The 17,080-nt window shown below is 72.3% G+C and carries 13 protein-coding genes and 1 pseudogene; 7 read left to right on the top strand and 7 right to left on the bottom strand.

Going from position 1 to position 17,080, the window contains the following annotated elements:
- Positions 1-87 precede the first annotated feature (87 nt).
- Both HUT19_RS23690 and HUT19_RS23685 read right to left on the bottom strand, forming a co-directional pair.
- The gene (locus HUT19_RS23690; RefSeq protein WP_176182383.1) at positions 88-1,863 is read right to left on the bottom strand and encodes a serine/threonine-protein kinase; all 1,776 of its coding nucleotides are present in this window, start codon (positions 1,861-1,863) and stop codon (positions 88-90) included.
- Positions 1,864-1,950: 87 nt separating this feature from the next.
- Positions 1,951-3,669, bottom strand: a complete 1,719-nt coding sequence (locus HUT19_RS23685; protein ID WP_176182382.1) for a serine/threonine-protein kinase — start codon at positions 3,667-3,669, stop codon at positions 1,951-1,953.
- A gap of 122 nt (positions 3,670-3,791) precedes the next feature.
- Between HUT19_RS23685 and HUT19_RS23680 the strand changes: the two genes are divergently transcribed.
- Entirely contained in the window at positions 3,792-4,970 is a 1,179-nt protein-coding gene (locus tag HUT19_RS23680) for a winged helix DNA-binding domain-containing protein (RefSeq protein ID WP_176182381.1), read from the top strand.
- 314 nt (positions 4,971-5,284) lie between these two features.
- Here the strand turns inward: HUT19_RS23680 and HUT19_RS23675 are convergent, their stop codons facing one another.
- Together HUT19_RS23675 and HUT19_RS23670 are read right to left on the bottom strand one after the other, a co-directional pair.
- A complete protein-coding gene (locus HUT19_RS23675; RefSeq protein ID WP_176182380.1) occupies positions 5,285-6,652 on the bottom strand; it encodes a M64 family metallopeptidase in 1,368 nt (455 codons plus the stop codon).
- 172 nt (positions 6,653-6,824) lie between these two features.
- Positions 6,825-7,049, bottom strand: a pseudogene (locus HUT19_RS23670) (alpha/beta hydrolase); the annotation flags it as partial.
- Between the two features lie 314 nt (positions 7,050-7,363).
- Here HUT19_RS23670 and HUT19_RS23665 point away from each other — a divergent pair.
- From HUT19_RS23665 to HUT19_RS23655, 3 genes are all read left to right on the top strand, one after another.
- Positions 7,364-8,845, top strand: a complete 1,482-nt coding sequence (locus HUT19_RS23665; RefSeq protein WP_254885739.1) for a helix-turn-helix transcriptional regulator — start codon at positions 7,364-7,366, stop codon at positions 8,843-8,845.
- A 588-nt stretch (positions 8,846-9,433) separates the two neighbouring features.
- A complete protein-coding gene (locus HUT19_RS23660) occupies positions 9,434-10,102 on the top strand; it encodes a response regulator transcription factor (protein ID WP_176182378.1) in 669 nt (222 codons plus the stop codon).
- Between the two features lie 44 nt (positions 10,103-10,146).
- On the top strand, positions 10,147-11,328 hold the full coding sequence (locus HUT19_RS23655) for a sensor histidine kinase (RefSeq protein ID WP_176187213.1): 1,182 nt from the start codon (positions 10,147-10,149) through the stop codon (positions 11,326-11,328).
- Between the two features lie 66 nt (positions 11,329-11,394).
- Here the strand turns inward: HUT19_RS23655 and HUT19_RS23650 are convergent, their stop codons facing one another.
- A complete protein-coding gene (locus tag HUT19_RS23650) occupies positions 11,395-11,769 on the bottom strand; it encodes an STAS domain-containing protein (RefSeq protein ID WP_176187211.1) in 375 nt (124 codons plus the stop codon).
- Between the two features lie 313 nt (positions 11,770-12,082).
- Here HUT19_RS23650 and HUT19_RS23645 point away from each other — a divergent pair, with 313 nt between their 5' ends.
- Positions 12,083-12,661, top strand: a complete 579-nt coding sequence (locus HUT19_RS23645) for a sigma-70 family RNA polymerase sigma factor (RefSeq protein WP_176182377.1) — start codon at positions 12,083-12,085, stop codon at positions 12,659-12,661.
- A 140-nt stretch (positions 12,662-12,801) separates the two neighbouring features.
- Positions 12,802-14,184: a zf-HC2 domain-containing protein gene (locus HUT19_RS23640; RefSeq protein WP_176187210.1), complete on the top strand. Its 1,383-nt coding sequence runs from the start codon at positions 12,802-12,804 to the stop codon at positions 14,182-14,184.
- Between the two features lie 9 nt (positions 14,185-14,193).
- Here the strand turns inward: HUT19_RS23640 and purU are convergent, their stop codons facing one another.
- Together purU and HUT19_RS23630 are read right to left on the bottom strand one after the other, a co-directional pair.
- Positions 14,194-15,099, bottom strand: a complete 906-nt coding sequence (gene purU / locus HUT19_RS23635) for a formyltetrahydrofolate deformylase (RefSeq protein WP_176182376.1) — start codon at positions 15,097-15,099, stop codon at positions 14,194-14,196.
- Between the two features lie 32 nt (positions 15,100-15,131).
- Complete coding sequence (locus HUT19_RS23630; RefSeq protein ID WP_176182375.1) at positions 15,132-15,578, bottom strand: hypothetical protein; 447 nt, start codon at positions 15,576-15,578, stop codon at positions 15,132-15,134.
- 171 nt (positions 15,579-15,749) lie between these two features.
- Here HUT19_RS23630 and HUT19_RS23625 point away from each other — a divergent pair, with 171 nt between their 5' ends.
- On the top strand, positions 15,750-17,057 hold the full coding sequence (locus HUT19_RS23625; protein ID WP_176187207.1) for an ABC transporter substrate-binding protein: 1,308 nt from the start codon (positions 15,750-15,752) through the stop codon (positions 17,055-17,057).
- Positions 17,058-17,080: the final 23 nt, after the last annotated feature.

Genomic DNA, 17,080 nt, shown 5'->3' with positions numbered 1-17,080 from the left:
TACCCGTCGGTAACTCGCCTTCACCGGTCACACACAATCGCGCCGGCGATTGCTGGCGCGACATGTGGGCACAAGGCGGCCGGCGACTCAGTCCGTGTCGATGCGGAACCTCTTGTTGATCTTGAGGTTCTTCAGCACGTCCTCGTACATCGTGTCGCCGGTCTCACGGGCATCGCCCTCGGCGGGCATGCTCACCGTCAGCTGCCATGCGATCTCTTTGTCGATGACGAACACATGGTCCCGGTTCAGGTAGGGGATGCGGATCTCATCGCTGCTGGTGCCCGGCGTGAAGTAGGTGGTGTCGAAGTCCAGGGCGGGGTCGCCCTCCTGGTCGGCCTTCCTCGGCGGCTTCACCTTGGCCTCGTCCATCGTCGACTGGGCGCCGCTCTCGTAGTACTGGCCGATCTGCCCGGCCACCCCCTTGTTGTCGGTGATCTGGTGCTGCGAATCGGTCACCGACGCCTTGAGCGTGATGGTGTAGACGCCGCTGGGGTCCGTGAAGGAGACCTGCGGAGCGGTGTCGTAGGAGTCGTCCTGAAGCCGCTTGTAGCCCTCGGGCATGGCCAGGGTCGCCCCGACCAGGGACTGTTCATCGCGCACGGCCCAGCCGGACGGCAGCGGGCTCTCGCTCGCGAACGGCTTCGCGATCACCAGCACCAGAGCGGCGGCGACCACCAGCACCAGCGCGCCCAGGCCGATCTGGGCCTTGCGGTTCTTGTGCAGGATGGGCGGGACGAAGCGGTTGCCGGAGGGCTCCGGCGCCGCGGGCGGCGCCGCGCCGAACCCGGCCCCGGCTCCGAACCCGGCCCCGGCTCCGAATCCGGGCCCGGCGGCCATCGTCGGGACGCCGTTCGCGGCCATCGTCGGTGCGCCGAACGCGGAGACGGTCGGCGTCTGCCGCGGCGGACGGACCGCGGCCTGAAGCGCCTGCCGGATCTCCTGGGCGGACGGACGCGCCGAGGTCTCCTTGCGCAGCATCCGCATGATGATGTCGCCGAGCGGCCCCACGGCACGCGCGGGCATCTGCGGTTCGGCCTGCAAGACGGCCTGGAGGGTGGACGGGGAGTGGCTGCGGCGGAACGGGGACAGGCCCTCGACCGCCGTGTACAGCACCACGCCCAGCGACCACAGGTCCGACTCGGGACCCGGCCGCTGGCCCAGCACCCGCTCGGGCGCGATGAATTCGGGCGAGCCGACGAAGCCACCGGTCTCGGTGAGCCCCTGCTCGCCCTCGATCTGGGCGATGCCGAAGTCGGTGAGCACCACCCGGTCGTCCCGGCCGAGCAGCACGTTGTCCGGTTTCACGTCGCGGTGCAGCACACCGGCCTCATGGGCGGCCGACAGCGCGCCGAGCACCGCGAGACCGATCCGGGCCGCCTCGCGCGGGTCGAGCGTGCCCTCATCCAGCCGACCGGCCAGCGACTGCCCGGCCACCAGCTCCATCACGATCCACGGCCGCCCCTCCTCGACCACGACGTCGTGGACGGTGACGACGGAGGGGTGGTCGATCCGGGCGGCGGCGCGCGCCTCGCGCTCCATCCGCCGGTAGACCGTCTGCCGCTCGCCGTCCGGGAGATGGTCCGGGACACGCGGCTCCTTGACCGCCACCTCGCGGTCCATGACCTGGTCCCGGGCGCGCCAGACGGTGCCCATCCCGCCGTGGCCGAGCCGGGAGACCAGCCGGTAGCGCCCGCCGATGATCCGCCCGGCGTTCGGGTCCGAGGACCGGGCGGCGGGCGGCCGCCGCGCGGCGAGCTGGGTCGGCTCGTAGGGGCTGCCCTGCGGAGGCGTCTCCTCCGGGGCATGCGGCGGCCGCAGGGTGTAGCTGGTGGGCTCGTTCGCCCGTCCCCCGTCGTTCGTCATGGCCCAATCCTTACCTGTCCGGTGGCGAAATCCGCCACTGGCCCCGGGCCGTACGGAACGCTCGTGACAAATCCGTTGCGACGGGACTCAGTTCGATGTTCCGGAAGGGGTGAATGTGGCGACAGCCGTATCGAAATGCCGCTTTCCCTGGCCTTTTTGCGCCACGGGGGCGGAAAGCCAGAGATCATACATTTTGCCGTCCGCGTCCCAGCTCAGATCAAATGTCTGCCGCGAGCCGCCGTCGTCCGCGCCGCCGTTCCAGACGAACGCCCAGAGCGCCGCGGGCTGCCCGTGCCGGGTGGTCTCGATGACCTGGCCACTGCGGTAGCCCGGGTACTCCTGCGGCCCCTTGGCATCGGCCTCCCGGCTCAGCCCCAGCGGGCCCTTGGGGTCCTGCTCCTGGATCTGCACACCGATCCGGAACTCCTTGCCCGGGGAGTAGTAGTAGACCCGAGGCGGCTCGTAGGAGCGGCTGTACCCCTGGGGCACGGCGATCGAGAAACCGAGCGGATCCCTCACCCGCTCGTAGCCCGCGGGAATGCCGCTGGACGACGTACTGGGACCCGTGCTGGGACCTGTGCTGGGACTCGGACTGTGCGAGGGGGACGAGGTCTTCCCGCCGCCGTTGTGGCCGTCACCGGTGCGGTGGCCCGGGCCCCCGCTCACCTTCTTGTCGTCGCCGCCGTCCAGCAACGCCATCGCGCCCACGCCCGCCCCGGCCAGCGCGAGGACGGCGACGATCGCCGTCACCGCCTTGCGGCCGCCGGGAAAGCGGCCACCACGGCCGGACGTCCCCGATGTGCCGGACGTCCCCGACTCACCGGGCGCTCCGGGCGTGCCTCCGCCGGCCGCCGCCGCGCCGGTCGGTACAGCCTCGGGGACCGGCGCCGGAGCGGGGCCCGGTGCGGGTCCGGGGACGAGCGACCGGCCCGGCCGGGGCTCGGTCCGCGGCAGCGGCATCTCCGGGGTGTCCCCCGACTCCCCGTACGCCCGCAGCAGCCGCGCGGCCTCCTCCGCGCTCAGCCGCAGCTCCGGCTCCCGCCGCAGCAGCCCCTCGACGACCGGCTTCAGCCCCCCGGCCGCCTCGGGCACCGCGATCTCGTCGAAGACGACGGCGTGCAGCACCGCGGCCAGGGAGTCGCGGTGGAACGGTGACCGGCCGCTCACCAGCGTGCACAGCAGCACCCCGAGCGACCACAGGTCCGACTCCGGCCCGGTCCGCCGCCCCGACATCCGTTCCGGCGCGGTGTATTCGGGCGAGCCGACGAACGAACCGGTCTCGGTGATCGTCGTGGCCCCGGAGACCTGCGCGATCCCGAAGTCCGTCAGCACCACCCGGCCGGTGCCCGACTCCACCAGCACATTGGCGGGCTTGATGTCCCGGTGCAGCACTCCGCGGGCGTGCGCCGCGCGCAGCGCCTCCAGCAGCGCCAGCACCATCCGGCCGGCCTCGCGCGGGCCGACCGGGCCGTCCGCGGTCAGCCGGTCGGCGAGCGAGACCCCGTCGACCAGCTCCATGACGATCCAGGCGCGCTCGCCCTCCTCGACCACATCGTGCAGGACGATCACATTGGGGTGCTTGATCTGGGCGACCGTGCGGGCCTCGCGCAGGGTGCGCTCACCGAGCAGCTGGGCGTCCAGCGCCGACAGCCCCTCGTCGTCCACATGCAGTTCCTTGACCGCGACGTCCCGGCCCAGCAGTTGGTCGACCGATCGCCACACCGTGCCCATGCCGCCGCGCCCGAGCCGCGACACCAGTTCGTACCGGCCCGCGATCAGGTGACCCTCGCCCCCGAAGTTACCCATGGCCTCATCTTGCCTCACGCCCGAACGCGATCTTCCGGCACGGGCACGGCCGCCGGAGCGGCCGCGCGCCCGTTCGCCATACCTGACAGGAGATGTCCGGTACGCGCTCTACGGTCGGCCGTATGACCGATGCGCGCCCCGCCCTCCGTATCTCCGCCGAACAGCGCCGCGCCCGGGTCGGCCGGCGCCATCTGCTGGCGCCGTCCGTGCGCGCGGCCACCGTCGAGGAGGTGACGGACGCGGTGGTGGCCCTGCACGCCACCGACCCGGCCACCGTCTATCTGTCGGCGTGCGCGCGGCTGCGCGAGCCCTCGTCCGCGGAGGTGGACCGGGCGCTCTACGAGGATCTGTCGATGATGCGGCTGCTCTGCATGCGCCGCACGATGTTCGTGGTGACGGCCGCCCTGGCCCCCGCCGTGTACGCCGGAGCCGGTCGGGCCATCGCCGTCCGCGAACGCGCCACCCTGCTCAGGCATCTGCGGGAGCGGGCGGACGGCTGGGACGAGGAGCGGCTCGCCGCGGTCGAGAAGGAGGTCGTGGCGGCGCTCGCGGTACGGGGCGAGGCCACCACCGCCGAACTGGCCCAGGACCTGCCCGCGCTGCGCGAGACGATCCTGATGTCGCCGGGGAAGCCGTACGAGGCGAAGCAGAGCGTCGGCAGTCGGCTGCTGCGGCAGCTCGCCGCCGACGGGCTGGTGCGCCGCTGCCGCCCGCGCTCCTCCTGGAACAGCAGCATCTTCCCGTGGGCCCCGGCGGCGGCACTGCCCGAAGTGCCGGTACGCGAGGCGAAGGCGGAGATCGCGGGGCGCTGGCTGCGGGCGTTCGGGCCCGCGACCGAGGCCGATCTGAAGTGGTGGACGGGGTGGACGGTGACCGACACCCGGCGGGCGCTGGCCGACATCCGGGCGGCTTCCGTGGAGTTGGCGGAGGGGCCGGGGTTCGTGGCGGAGGGGGACGAGGAGCCGGTGGCCGAGTGCGAACCGTGGGCCGCGCTGCTGCCGAGCCTGGATCCGACCGCCATGGGCTGGCGGATGCGCGACTGGTATCTCGACCCGGAGCAGGTGCCCGCGCTCTTCGACGGCACCGGCAACATCGGGCCCACGGTGTGGTGGAACGGCCGGATCGTGGGCGCCTGGACCCAGCGCGCCGACGGCGAGGTGGTGTGGCAGCTCTTCACCGACGCCGGACGGGAGGCGTGGACGGCGCTGGAGACGGAGGCGGCACGGCTGAGCGGCTGGCTGGGCGGTATGCGGATCACCACACGCTTCCCCACCGGGCTGGAACGGGAGTTGGCGCGCTGAGCGCTCCGCGGGACGGGCCGCGAGGTGCGGTCGTCCGTCCGCGGCGGCGGCCGGGCGACCGGCGCGTTGTCGGATGATCGACGCGCCGCCGGAACACGTGACCGGCAGCCCGCCCCGGTGGGCGATTGAGCGCGGTCGCGGTATAGGGAAACCTAGGACCTGCCGATGTTGAGGGGCGGACCGCGGCCGCCCCGCATCGACGCGGGCAGAGGTCGGCCGGACACCGGGCCGGGGCGCACGAAGCCGCCCCGCGGCGGGGGTCCACGGGGCGGCGGTTCGGATGGGCGCGCGGCGCGCCACGAGGCGCCGGGTCGCTAGTGCCGCGCGACCTTCCACGTACGGGAGTCGGTCAGCAGCTTCCGCAGCTCCGGGTCCTTCACCGCACGGGTGGTGTCGGTCGCCTTGGCGGTCACCTTGTGGGTCTCGCCGTCGGCGCGGACGCCGAGGGAGGCCGGGGTCACGGACTTCTTCCCGCGCGCGGCCCGCACCTCGTCACCGTCCACGTACCACTTCAGGGACGCCTTCTTGGGGATCCGCACCGTCAGTTCGGCCTTGCGCCCCACCGGCTTGTCGGTGGGCGTCCTGCTGCTGACCGCGCTCGCGTGCCGGTAGAAGCCCGCGATCATCGCCTCCCGGCCGGGCAGGCTGAACTCCCGGCCCAGGGTGCGCATGATGGAGTTGTCGGTGGGGCGGTTGATGCCCTTGGGGTAGTAGCGCCCGCCCTCGTACGCGCCGACCGCGCCGCCGTCCGGCGAGGTCTGGCCCAGCCAGCGGTACCACTTCTTCCGCTGGTCGGTCATCTGGTCCGCGCTGAGCGTGGAGGCGTTGGACTCCTCGGGCTCCGCGCCGGTGTAGGTGCCGTTGTCCGGATAGACGTACTCGTCGGCCAGCTTGCCGAGCGAGTGGCCGGTCTCGTGGACGGCCACCTGGTCGGAGTCGGCGTGGTCGGAGGAGGCGGTGGCGATGCCGTCGTAGCCGACCTGCGAGGTGACGGTGTAGCCCGCGCCGCCGTACTTGGCGGAGTTGGAGAGCACGACCACCAGATCGGCCTGCGGGGCCTTGGCCGCGTAGGACTCGACCTTGTCGGTGTTGACGCACAGCAGCCGCTCGAGGCCGTCGCACCAGAAGTACGAGCCGAGCGCGGTGTCCTTGACGACGTCCTCGCTCGGGTCGCCCGAGACACCGGACTGGTTGGAGACGGCGTCCACGGACCACACGTTGAACAGGTCCCGGTACGAGGCGTACGGCTCGACCGCGGAGATCTCCTTCCACTTGGCGCGCAGATCGGTGTGGAAGTCCTCCTGCTGGGAGGCGGTGTAGCCGTCGCCGACGAAGACGACGTCGACCTTGTCGTCGACCGGCCCCTTCTCGATGACCGAGCTGACGTCGCCGTCGTCCGCCTTCTCGGCGGCGGACAGCGAACGGGCGGCGCGGGTCATGCGCTTCGGGGTGGCGGCCGGGACCTCGGTGTGCCGGGGGTGGGCGCCGGGACCGCTGAAGTACTCGACCTCGTGGGTGCGCTCTGCGGGGGCGGCCGCCGGGGCGCCACCACCGTGCGGCCGGGCGGGGTCCGCTCCGCCGGTGGTCGCCCTCGCGGTCGCGGTGAGTGCCGCGGCCAGCGCGATACCCCCCGCGGTGGCCGCGATGCGGAGGGGGACGCGTCGGCGTATGTGTCGTCGCACGGTGGCTCCCGAATTCAGTCCGTAAGCGCCCGATTAAGCGGGGTTAATTTTCGGCTCAACCTACGGGGCGTGAAGGTATCGGGCAATAAGAACGCGGCAAGTCCCAGGGAAATCTGACATGGCGTCCGCCACATCCGGGCAGCGGCCGCCGGTCGTCTCCGCCGTGTCGCACCGCTTCGTCACGGGCCAGCCGCAGCAGCCGGTCCAGCACCCCGCGGCCCCCGGTCCGCACCCCGTCGTGCTCGAACTCGTCGGTCACCCAGGTGCGCAGCCCCCGGATGGCGCGGGCGGTGGCGAGGGCGTGCGCGGTGTCCACGTACAGGTCGTCGTGGTAGACGGCGGCGGCCACCGGCACGGTGTTACGGGCCAGCCGCTCCGCGTCGTACAGCGGGCCCCAGCCGGGGGGGGTGCGCCGAAGCCCGGCCCGCCCTCGAGGTAGAGCAGCCAGGGGAGTCGGTCCCGTCCGGTGCCCGCGCGGTCCGCGGCGACGACCTCGCGGGCGAAAAGGCTGATCCGCTCGCCCTCGGGGGCCGTATGGTCGGGCGGTACCCCGAAGTGGTGGTCGGTGAGGAGCAGTCCCGGCTGACGGACGGTCGTTGTCTCGGCACCCGGACCGGCGGGAGCTGTTTTCCTCGCCTCAGACATCTTTTGATCCACACGTAAATGGACTTAGCTCGGCGGTTAAGCTACAGCCGGGGAGAAGAGGGCACGGTGGCCGAGAGAAGCGCCGGAGACGGGCGTGCGGCGGCGTACGCGACCGGGGAGATCGGGCGCCGGGTGCTTCGGCTGCGCACCGAGCGCGGGTTCACCCAGCGCCAGCTCGCCGAGCCCGCCTACACCGCCGCCTATGTCTCCACCCTCGAATCCGGCAAGGTCCGCCCCTCCGAGGCCGCACTGCGCCATCTCGCCGGACGGCTCGGCGTCAGCTACGAGGAGCTGACCACCGGGCGCTCCCCGCAGGACGCCACCCGGCTGCGGGCCGGACTCACCGACGCCCGGCGGGCGCTGGCGACCGGTGCCGCCGAGGACGCCGCCGCGCTCTTCCGGGATCTGCACACCGAGGCGGAGCGGCTCGGCTTCGCCGAGGAGGGCGCGTCGGCGCTGCTCGGTCTGGGCGACTGCGCGCTGGAGACCGGTGAACTGAGCACGGCCCGTGCTCACTTCGAGGCGGTGGAACGGCTGCTGGCCGAGGAGCCGCTGCCCCGGCGGGTCCCGGCGATCCGCGGCCGGGCCGTGGCCCATCTGCTGGCGGGCGAACTGCGCTACTCCTGCTATCTGCTGGAGAGCACGATCGACGAGCTGAACGCCTCCGGGCTGCACGATCCCCATGCGCTGCTGCTGCTCTACACGGCGGCCATCGGCCCGTACATGGACATGGGGACGCATGCCCGTGCGGTGCGCGCCGCCGAACTGGCGCTCGCGCTGGCCCCCCAGGTGGACGATCCGGGGCTGGTGGCCCGGATGCACCGCGGGGTGGCCCGCACTCTGATCGCCGAGGGCCGCACGGCGGAGGCCGACGCCTCCCTCGCCAAGGCCCAGGAGCTGTACGAACAGCTGCGGATCCACACCGACCTGGCGCACTGCCACTGGATGCGCGGCTATGTGCACGCGCAGGACGGCAATCTGGAGTCGGCGGAACGCGAACTGCGCACGGCGCGCGACATGCTGGCGTGCAAGCGGGCGGCGCTGTTCACCGTGCAGGTGGAGGTGGAGCTGGCGGACGTGCTGCGCCGCCGGGGCCGTACCACCGAGGCGGAGGCCCTGCTGCTGCCACTGCTGGCCCGTTCTCCCGACGCGGACGGGGACACGGTCCCTGACGCGGACGGGGCAGACAGGACAGACAGGACAGACAGGACAGACAGAACGGACAGGACGGACAGGACGGAGGGGGCCGGGCTCACCGCCGAACGCGGCGCGGTGCACGCGGGCGGCGCTCACCGGCTGCTGGGCCTGATAGCCGATGAGCGGGGCGACGCGGACACGGCAGAGGAGCACTACTGTGCGGCGCTGTCGCTGCTGGAACGCACGGGCGCGGCCGGGGACCTGGCCGACCTGTGCCGGTTGCTGGGCGATCTGCTGCGGCGCGAGGGGCGGTTGGAGGCGGCGATGGACGCGTACCGCACGGGACTGGGCCACCGGGCCGCACCGGGCACCACCACGCTGGGCCCCGCCCCGGCCGAACCGCCCGTGTGACAGGGACGTCAGGGAGACCGGAAGCCGGAGGAAGAGCCGGAGGAACAGCACGATGCACGGCGGGCACTCAGCACACACGAGCGCACCCGCGTGTGCGCACGGACAGGTGCGTCACCGGGGTGATGCGCCCGCCGTCCGTGGGATCCGACCCCGGCGACGCCGGGCGGAGGCCGGTCCCTCCCCCCGCGGGGGGCCGGTCAGCGCTGGGTCCGCGCACACGGCGCGGCGGGCGGTCAAAGGGTGGACAGGCCGCCGCGTGTGGGGGTCGCGGCGGCCTGAGAGCGGCAGCGCCCCACTGTCTGCCCTGTGCCGGGAACGGTCAGATCCACGACGGCCACTACACGCCGAGAGGCCGGACGGCGCGGTGACAGGGCCGGGGTCCGGGTCGACCCCGCGGGGTGGTGCAGCATGTGGTCCACTCTGCCCGGTGAACGGCCGGGCCGGCATCCGCCGCTGGTCTTCTGTCACCCCCGCCGACCGGAGGGGGTGCCTCCCCCAACTGGGCGGAGTGAATCGCTCCATTTTCGGGCCGCCATACGGCAGGCTGTCCGGGCAATGGTCATGACAGCTGAGGAGAGGGAGCGGCCGGTGATCCGTGTTGCTGTGGTGGACGACGAGGCGCTCGTGCGCTCCGGCCTGCGGCTCATCCTGGGCACGGCCCCGGACATCGACGTGGTCGCCGACTGCTCCGGCGCCGGTGCGGTCGACACCGTGCAGCGCAGCGGAGCCGATGTGGTCCTCCTCGACATCCGCATGCCGGACGCCGACGGGCTGACCGTACTGAGACAGTTGCGGGCCGCACCCCGCTCCCCCGCCGTCGCCATGCTGACGACTTTCGACGTCCAGGAGTACCTCGCCGCCGCGCTGCGCGCCGGAGCGGCGGGCTTCCTGCTGAAGGACACCGACCCGGAACAACTCGTCCGCGCCGTACGGACCCTCGCCCAGGGCGGCAGCGTCCTGGACCCCGGTGTCACCCGCGCCGTGATCGGCGGCTTCCTCGCCGCCGAGGCGGAGGCGACCGCCTCCGAGGCCGTCGAGGCCCTCACCCCGCGCGAACGCGAAGTGCTCGCCCTCCTCGGCGAGGGCCTCGCCAACCCCCAGATCGCCGAGCGGATGGGGCTGGCCGCCAGCACCGTCAAGGACCATGTCCGGGCGGTGCTCGGCAAGCTGGGCGGTCTCAACCGTGTCCAGGCGGCCATCGTCGCCGATCGCGCCGGACTCATCGCCGGCCGCCCACCGATAGGCGGGACCCGATGACAGTCTCCTCCCTCCGCCACTCCCCCAGCCCGCTCTTCGAGGACATGCAGCCCCCGCCGCGCCCGTCCCGGCGGCGGCTGCCGCGCTGGGCCACCCGCTGGGGCTCGCTGCTGATCCCGCTCGTCCTGGCGGTGGCCGACGCCCTGCTCGTCAACGGCGTCACCTTCGGCCTGGATCTGAACGTCTCGCTGGTGGCCGCCGCGGCCCTGCTGCTGCGCCGCCGCTTCCCCGCGCTGGTCTTCCTCACCACGCTGCCGGGGATCTTCATCGGCTACATCTGGTTCGCGCCGATGATCGCGCTCTACACGGTGGCCCGGCGCCGCCCGGACCGCAGGCTGCTCGGCGTCCTCGCACTGCTGCTGGCCGCCGCGCACTTCGTGCCGTGGCCGGTCTCCGACTTCGAGCCCACCGCCTACCGGGACAACACCCTGGTCCTGATCGACGCCTGTGTGACCTCCGTCGGCCCCATCGCGCTGGGGCTGCTGGTGCGCACCCGCAGCGAACTCGCCGCCCGGATAGACGACCTCACCCGCAGCCGCCGCCACGCGGACGAACTGATCGCCGAGCAGGTGCTGAGCACCGAACGGGCGCGGCTGGCCCGTGAGATGCACGACGTCGTGGCCCACCAGGTCAGCCTGATCAGCCTCCAGGCCGGTGCGGTGCAGATCAGCGCCGAGGACGCCAAGGCGCGGGAGGGCGCGCGGACGATCCGCGAACTGTCCGTCCGCACCCTGGACGAACTGCGCCACATGGTCGGGATCCTGCGGGCGGCCGGAGGCGATCTGGAGGACCTCACCCCGCAGCCCCGGCTGGCGGATCTGCCCCGGATGATCGAACTGAGCGCGCTGGACGTGGCCTACGAGGCGGACACCTGCGAGGAGACGGACGACGAGGAGGGCCGTACCGCCGAGGCGGTGGAGCGCGCCGCCTTCCGTATCGTGCAGGAGGCGCTGACCAACGTGCGCAAACACGCGCCGGGGGCGCGGGTGACGGTACGGGTCAGGGATCTGGAGGAGTCACGGGAGTTGCGCGTCGAGGTGCGCAACGGGCCGCCGGACGCGTCCGCCGCGCCGCCCGGGCTGCCCGGCGGCGGGCACGGGCTGGTGGGGCTGCGGGAGCGGGCGCAGCTGCTGGGCGGCACACTGAAGGCGGGGCCGACGGACGACGGGGGCTTCGTGGTGCGGGCAGACTTCCCGAAGACACCGCCGAGCACCGGGCGCTCGTAGCGGCGTGAGGAATGTCGTTACGGCATGAAGAGCCGTGAGGGGCGCAGGGCGGTGGCGGGGCGGAGCTCAGGCCGACAGGGAGTCGACCGCGTTCTCGTCCTGGTCCGGCTCGGTCGCCGCGTCCAGGTCCGGGTACACGTCGAACAGCCGCCGCACCCCGAGCGCCGCCAGCACGCGGTGGACATGGGAACCGTGCGCGGCCCCCTGGGGCGGCAGGATCAGCCGCAGCCGGCCCGAACAGGATCGCATCAGCCGACGCGCCGCGATGAGCACACCGACGCCGCTGGAGTCGCAGAACCGGACCTCCGAGAGGTCCAGCACCAGCCAGTGGCGGCCCTCGGCGACCGCGTCGTGGACGTGCTGCCGGACCGCGGGCGAGGTCACCAGGTCCATCTCTCCGGAGACCTGGAGTACCACCCACTCCCCCCGACGGTCCTCCATCACCTTCAACGTCACGCGCCCGAAGCCCTTCGCTCGCCGCTAACCGGAACTTGCTGTTCCCGGGCGGCTGCCCGCCCACCGCCGCGTGAAACTCCCCCTGGCACACGCCGTAGGGAATGACCCTATGCCTCGGCGAAGCGTTTCGTCTCGCCAATCCTGCGCAAAGTGAAGGGGTCAATACCATGCGCAGCCTGCTCGTGCCGCACTTTGCCCCATGGTCGCGTGTTGTGTCAGCCCCCGGCACTACATTCGATAGGAAGGTGGGCGCACAGTGCCTGGAGACCCGGCCGGACGACTCAGGGATGGGGGCCGTATGCCGAACGACGCACCGCCCCGCTGGGACCGCGTGATGCAGCAGCGACTCGCGCGCGGCGAAGCCGCCGCACTCGGTGAGCTGTATGACCGATTTGCCTCGCTTGTCCATCATCTCGCCCATCGCGTCCTGGAGGACGAGGAAGCGGCCGACCGCGTCACCCGCGAAGTCTTCGGCTACATCTGGGAGAACCCGGACGCCTATGACCCCAAGCAGGGTTCGCTGCGCTCCTGGGCCGCCATGCTCACCCACCGCCAGGCGGTGCGGCGGCTGCGCCACTCCCAGGCCGCCGCGGCCGAGGAGGGCGATGTGACCACCGAGGACATCGAGGAGCGCATCCGTGAGGCGTCCGTGGCCGCCCGCGCCGACTACATCGTCACGTCGATGCCCGCCCCGCTGCGCGCCGCCCTGGAGCTGGCCTACTTCGACCGCCGTGACTACCGCCAGGCCGCGGCCGCCCTCGGGGTCACCGAGGACGAGGCGCGGCGCCGGCTGCGACTGGGCCTCCAGTTGCTCTCCACGGCCTACGTCCCGTCCCCGTGCGCCGTCCCGCCACCCGGTTACGGGCGGGCGCTGTGAGCGGGCCCGGCGGTCCGGAGCCGCACGGCGAGGACCCGTTCGGCGAGGACCCGTTCGGCGAGAGCCCGTTCGGTGACAAAGGTCACGCCGACGGACCGGGCGACGGAGGAGGCGGACCCGGCAGAGGCGATGAAACGGGTATCCCTCCTGAACCCGCCGGACCGCCCCGTATACCCCTGCCCCGCCCGGCCGCCGAGGACTGCGGTCACTGGCCGGGCGCCCTGGACGCCGGGATCCCCGCGCCACGACGGCCCGGCTCCGGGCCCACGGATCCCCCGGCCACCGTCCCCGGACCTCCGGCCGCCGCGTCCGGACCCGAGCCGGAGCCCGAGCCCGCGTCCGGACCCGAGCCGGAACCCGAGCCCGCACCGGAGCCCGGACCCGCCGCTGAGCCCGCGCCGGTGCCGCGGCCTCCCTCGCACGATCTGCTCCGCTCGCTGCTGGGCGCCTGGGCGCTGACCGCCTGCTCCCAGGAGGAGACCGCCGCCGTCGAGGACCACCTCAACAACTGCAACTCCTGCGCCGAGGAGGCGCTCCGGCTGCGCGAGGCCGTCGGACTGCTGCACTCCGAGCACAGCCTCGACCTCGACCCGCTGCTGCGCTCCCGGGTCCTCGCGGGCTGTCTGGGCCGTCGCCCGGCCCGGATCCCGGTGCCCGGCTGGGCCGCCGCGTACGACGCCGAGGCCGCCCGGCTGGACGCGCTGCTGCGCGACATGGGCGAGGCCGAGTGGCGGGCGCCGGTACGGCTCAAGTGGTTCGACGGCCAACGGCTCACCGGCCGGGACACCACCGTCGCCGGGGTGATCGGCCATCTCATGGTCGTGGACGGCCTGATCGCCGCCTCCCTCGGCCTCCCCGACCCGCTCGGCGTCCCCGCGCCCGGTTCACCGTCGGCGCGCACCGAGGCGTACTGGCGGACCGGGCCCGGAGCCGGCCACGCCGACGGACCTCCCGGGGCGGTACGGGAGTTGTGGCGCGAGCAGGGCCACACCCTGGTCCGCACGGTGTCGTTCGCCGGGCGCGGGGTGTCCGGTCTCGACGTGCCCTACGGCGACTTCGCGCTGCCCCTGCGCGACGCCTTCCTGGACCGCGCCTTCGAGTGCTGGGTGCACGCCGGGGACATCGCCGAGGCCGTCGACTACCCGTATGAACCCCCGGCCTCCGCCCACCTCAAGGCCATGATCGACCTGTGCGCCCGGCTGCTCCCCGACACCCTGGCCGAGCGCCGTCGCGCCGGGCTCGCGGCCCCGCCCCGACGGCTGGTCGCGGCGGGCTCCCCGGGCCGTACGCTCCATCTGGAGGTCGAGGGCATCGGCGGCGGCGACTGGTACATCCCGCTGGACTCCCCGGCCGCGCTGGCCTCGCCGGAGGAGGAGGTGGCGCATATCGCCCTGGACGGCGATGCGTTCTACCAGCTGGCCGCGGGCCATGTGCCGCCCGCCGAGGCCGCGGCGGGGCAGTCCGGCGACACCGAGGCCATCAGGGACGTCCTCTACGCGACCGCCTCGCTGTCCCGCCTCTGAGCGGGACGCTCAGTCGAAGACGACCGTACGGTGGCCGTTCAGCAGCACCCGCCGCTCGCTGTGCCACTTCACGGCACGCGCCAGCGCCTGGCACTCCACGTCCCGGCCGACCGCCACCAGCTGGTCCGGGGTCAGCTCATGGCCCACCCGCTCGACCTCCTGCTCGATGATCGGGCCCTCGTCCAGGTCGGCGGTCACATAGTGCGCCGTGGCACCGATCAGCTTCACCCCGCGCGCATGCGCCTGGTGGTACGGCTTCGCGCCCTTGAAGCTCGGCAGGAAGGAGTGGTGGATGTTGATGATCCGGCCCGAGAGCTGCTTGCACAGATCGTCGGAGATCACCTGCATGTAGCGGGCCAGCACCACCAGCTCCACCCGCTCGGTGCGCACCAGCTCCAGCAGCTCGGCCTCGGCCTGCGCCTTGGTCTCCTTCGTCACCGGGATGTGGTGGAACGGGATCCCGTAGGAGCCCACCAGGGCCTCGAAGTCGGTGTGGTTGGAGACCACTCCGACGATCTCCACCGGCAGCGCCCCGATCCGCGACCGGAACAGCAGGTCGTTCAGACAGTGGCCGAACTTGCTGACCATGAGCAGGATGCGCATCTTCTGGTCCGCGCGGTGGATCTGCCAGTCCATCCGGAACGACTCGCCGACCGCCGCGAAGCTGGCGCGCAGGTCCTCCACCCGCACGGGCGCGTCCGCGCGGAAGTGCACCCGCATGAAGAAGAGCCCGGTGTCGCGGTCCCCGAACTGCTGGCTGTCCTCGATATTGCACCCGGTCATGAAGAGGAAGCTGGACACGGCGTGCACGATGCCCTGCTTGTCCGGGCAGGACAGCGTCAGGATGTACTGATCGGGACTGCCGGACTGGCCGGCCCGGTCGGACCGGTCGGGGACGGAATGCGACTCGCTCATGACTCCATAGCGTCGCACACCCGTGAAGATCCTCAGACCGCACGCGTCATGATCGCCAGCACCTCGAGCGTCCGCGGCGGCACATCCGGATCCTCGCCGTCATTGGTGGCGAGCCGCACATGGGCCTCCCGGGCCGCCCGGACCGCCTCCGGCCACCCGTGGTGGTCGATATAGGCCGAGACCTGGGCGTCGGCACCCACCTGGTGCATGATCCTCAGCACCCGCAGCACGGCGACATCGACGAGCGCCGCCTCCTGCGAGTCACGGAAGATCGTTCCGACGTACTTCTCGGCGGACCAGTTGTCCAGCCAGGTGTCCTCGACCAGCCGGTAGACGGCGTCGGTGACATCCCCGTATCCATCCTGACCGGCCAGCCAGCACTCCCGCTGGAAGACCGGATCGGCGAGCATGTGCAGCGCCGAGCGCACATTGCTGCGCCAGCGCCACCACGGCATGTCGTTGACAGGCATGCCGCCCATGGTGCTGGAGCGACGGCCGCGACGGGAAGACTTCTCCGAACCTTGCACAGTCGTCGATCGTACGTTCTTCACATCCACGGACGAGCCGCCCCCCGCTGTTCATCCTCCGTCCACCCCGCGTTGGGTTGTCATAGCGGTGGAGTTCCGCACGCAAGGACAGTCTCAGTGGACATGACCGTCCGGCGACGCCTCTCCTCCCGCCCCTTCAAAGCCGCGGTCGCGGCACTGTGTACGGCTGTCGTCGCACCGCTGCTCGCCGGGTGCGGCACCCTGGCCGAGGGGGCCGACAGCGAGTCCATCACCGTGATGACCTGGGCACCCGAGGGTACCAAGGCGACCAATATGCCGGGTATGCCCGCCATGGCGAAGGCATACGCCCGCTGGGTCAACGACTCGGGCGGGATCAACGGCCGCAAGCTGAGGATCGTCACCTGCAACGAGCGCAACGACGCGATCCAGGCGGCCCGCTGCGCCCAGCGGGCGAAGGAGGAGGAGGCGGTCGCGGTCGTCGGCTCGTACAGCCAGCACGGCCGCTCGTTCATCTCCCCGCTGGAGGTCGCGGGCATCCCGTACATAGGCGGCTACGGACTCACCCAGGAGGAGTTCGAGAGCCCGTACTCGTATCCCGTCAACGGCGGCCAGGCCGCCCTGCTGGTGGGCAACGGACGCCAGCTCGCCTCCGTGTGCCGGCGGGTCTCCCTCGTCCGCCCGGACACCATCGCGGGCGACGAACTGCCCGAGCTGCTCGACACCGGGCTCCGGGCGGGCAAGCGCGGGTCCGCGCACGACGTCCGCGCCCCCGAGGACGCGGGCGACTACACCCGGCAGGCCCGCGGCGCCCTGGAGGGCGTGGGTGCCGCCAGTTCGCTGGGCACCCTGGCCGATGGCGCGGAGCTGGACGGCTCCTGTGTCACCGCGGCGCTCGGCAATCGCACCGGCACCTTCTTCGACTCCTTCCGCCGGGTGCAGGAGGACCATCCGAAGGTCCGCATCGCCTCGATCCTGGGCAGTGTGCGGCAGTCCCTCGTGGACAGCACCGGCGGCGGCAACAGTGCCCTGGAGGGCACCTACGCCACCGGCTGGTACCCGGCCGCGGACGACCCGCGCTGGGGCCCGATGAACCAGGTGATCAGCAAGTACGCCTTCGACGACAACCGCATCGACCCCGCGGACCCCGGCTCCCAGACCACCTGGATCGCCTATACGGTGCTGCGCTCGGTACTGGAGTCGCTGCACGGCAAGAAGATCACCTCAAGTACGGTGCGCAAGGCGCTGGACCACGGCCACGCGGCCGGCACCGGCGGGCTGACGCCGACGCTGCGCTGGGGCTACGACGACATGCTGAACGTGCCCAACTACCCGCGGATCGTGAACGCGGACGTCACCTACCAGGTGGTGCGCGACGGACGGCTGGTCGCCGTGCGCAAGGACTTCGTCAACATGGGCAGGACGATGGAGCGTTACCACCCGACGGGCTGAGCCCGGCGCACGGACGAGACGGG

The sequence above is a fragment of the Streptomyces sp. NA02950 genome (genome assembly GCF_013364155.1).
In the GTDB taxonomy this organism is placed as follows: domain Bacteria; phylum Actinomycetota; class Actinomycetes; order Streptomycetales; family Streptomycetaceae; genus Streptomyces.
The sequence above is the reverse complement of the archived record's forward strand: the minus strand, read 5'-3'. Positions and strand labels throughout refer to the sequence as shown.

Coding starts and splice junctions, on each gene's coding strand:
- HUT19_RS23625 (WP_176187207.1), top strand. CDS start 15,750: ATGACCGTCCGGCGACGCCTCTCCTCCCGCCCCTTCAAAGCCGCGGTC.
- HUT19_RS23685 (WP_176182382.1), bottom strand. CDS start 3,669: ATGGGTAACTTCGGGGGCGAGGGTCACCTGATCGCGGGCCGGTACGAA.
- HUT19_RS23650 (WP_176187211.1), bottom strand. CDS start 11,769: ATGGAGGACCGTCGGGGGGAGTGGGTGGTACTCCAGGTCTCCGGAGAG.
- HUT19_RS23655 (WP_176187213.1), top strand. CDS start 10,147: ATGCAGCCCCCGCCGCGCCCGTCCCGGCGGCGGCTGCCGCGCTGGGCC.
- purU (WP_176182376.1), bottom strand. CDS start 15,099: ATGAGCGAGTCGCATTCCGTCCCCGACCGGTCCGACCGGGCCGGCCAG.
- HUT19_RS23645 (WP_176182377.1), top strand. CDS start 12,083: ATGCCGAACGACGCACCGCCCCGCTGGGACCGCGTGATGCAGCAGCGA.
- HUT19_RS23690 (WP_176182383.1), bottom strand. CDS start 1,863: ATGACGAACGACGGGGGACGGGCGAACGAGCCCACCAGCTACACCCTG.
- HUT19_RS23630 (WP_176182375.1), bottom strand. CDS start 15,578: ATGGGCGGCATGCCTGTCAACGACATGCCGTGGTGGCGCTGGCGCAGC.
- HUT19_RS23680 (WP_176182381.1), top strand. CDS start 3,792: ATGACCGATGCGCGCCCCGCCCTCCGTATCTCCGCCGAACAGCGCCGC.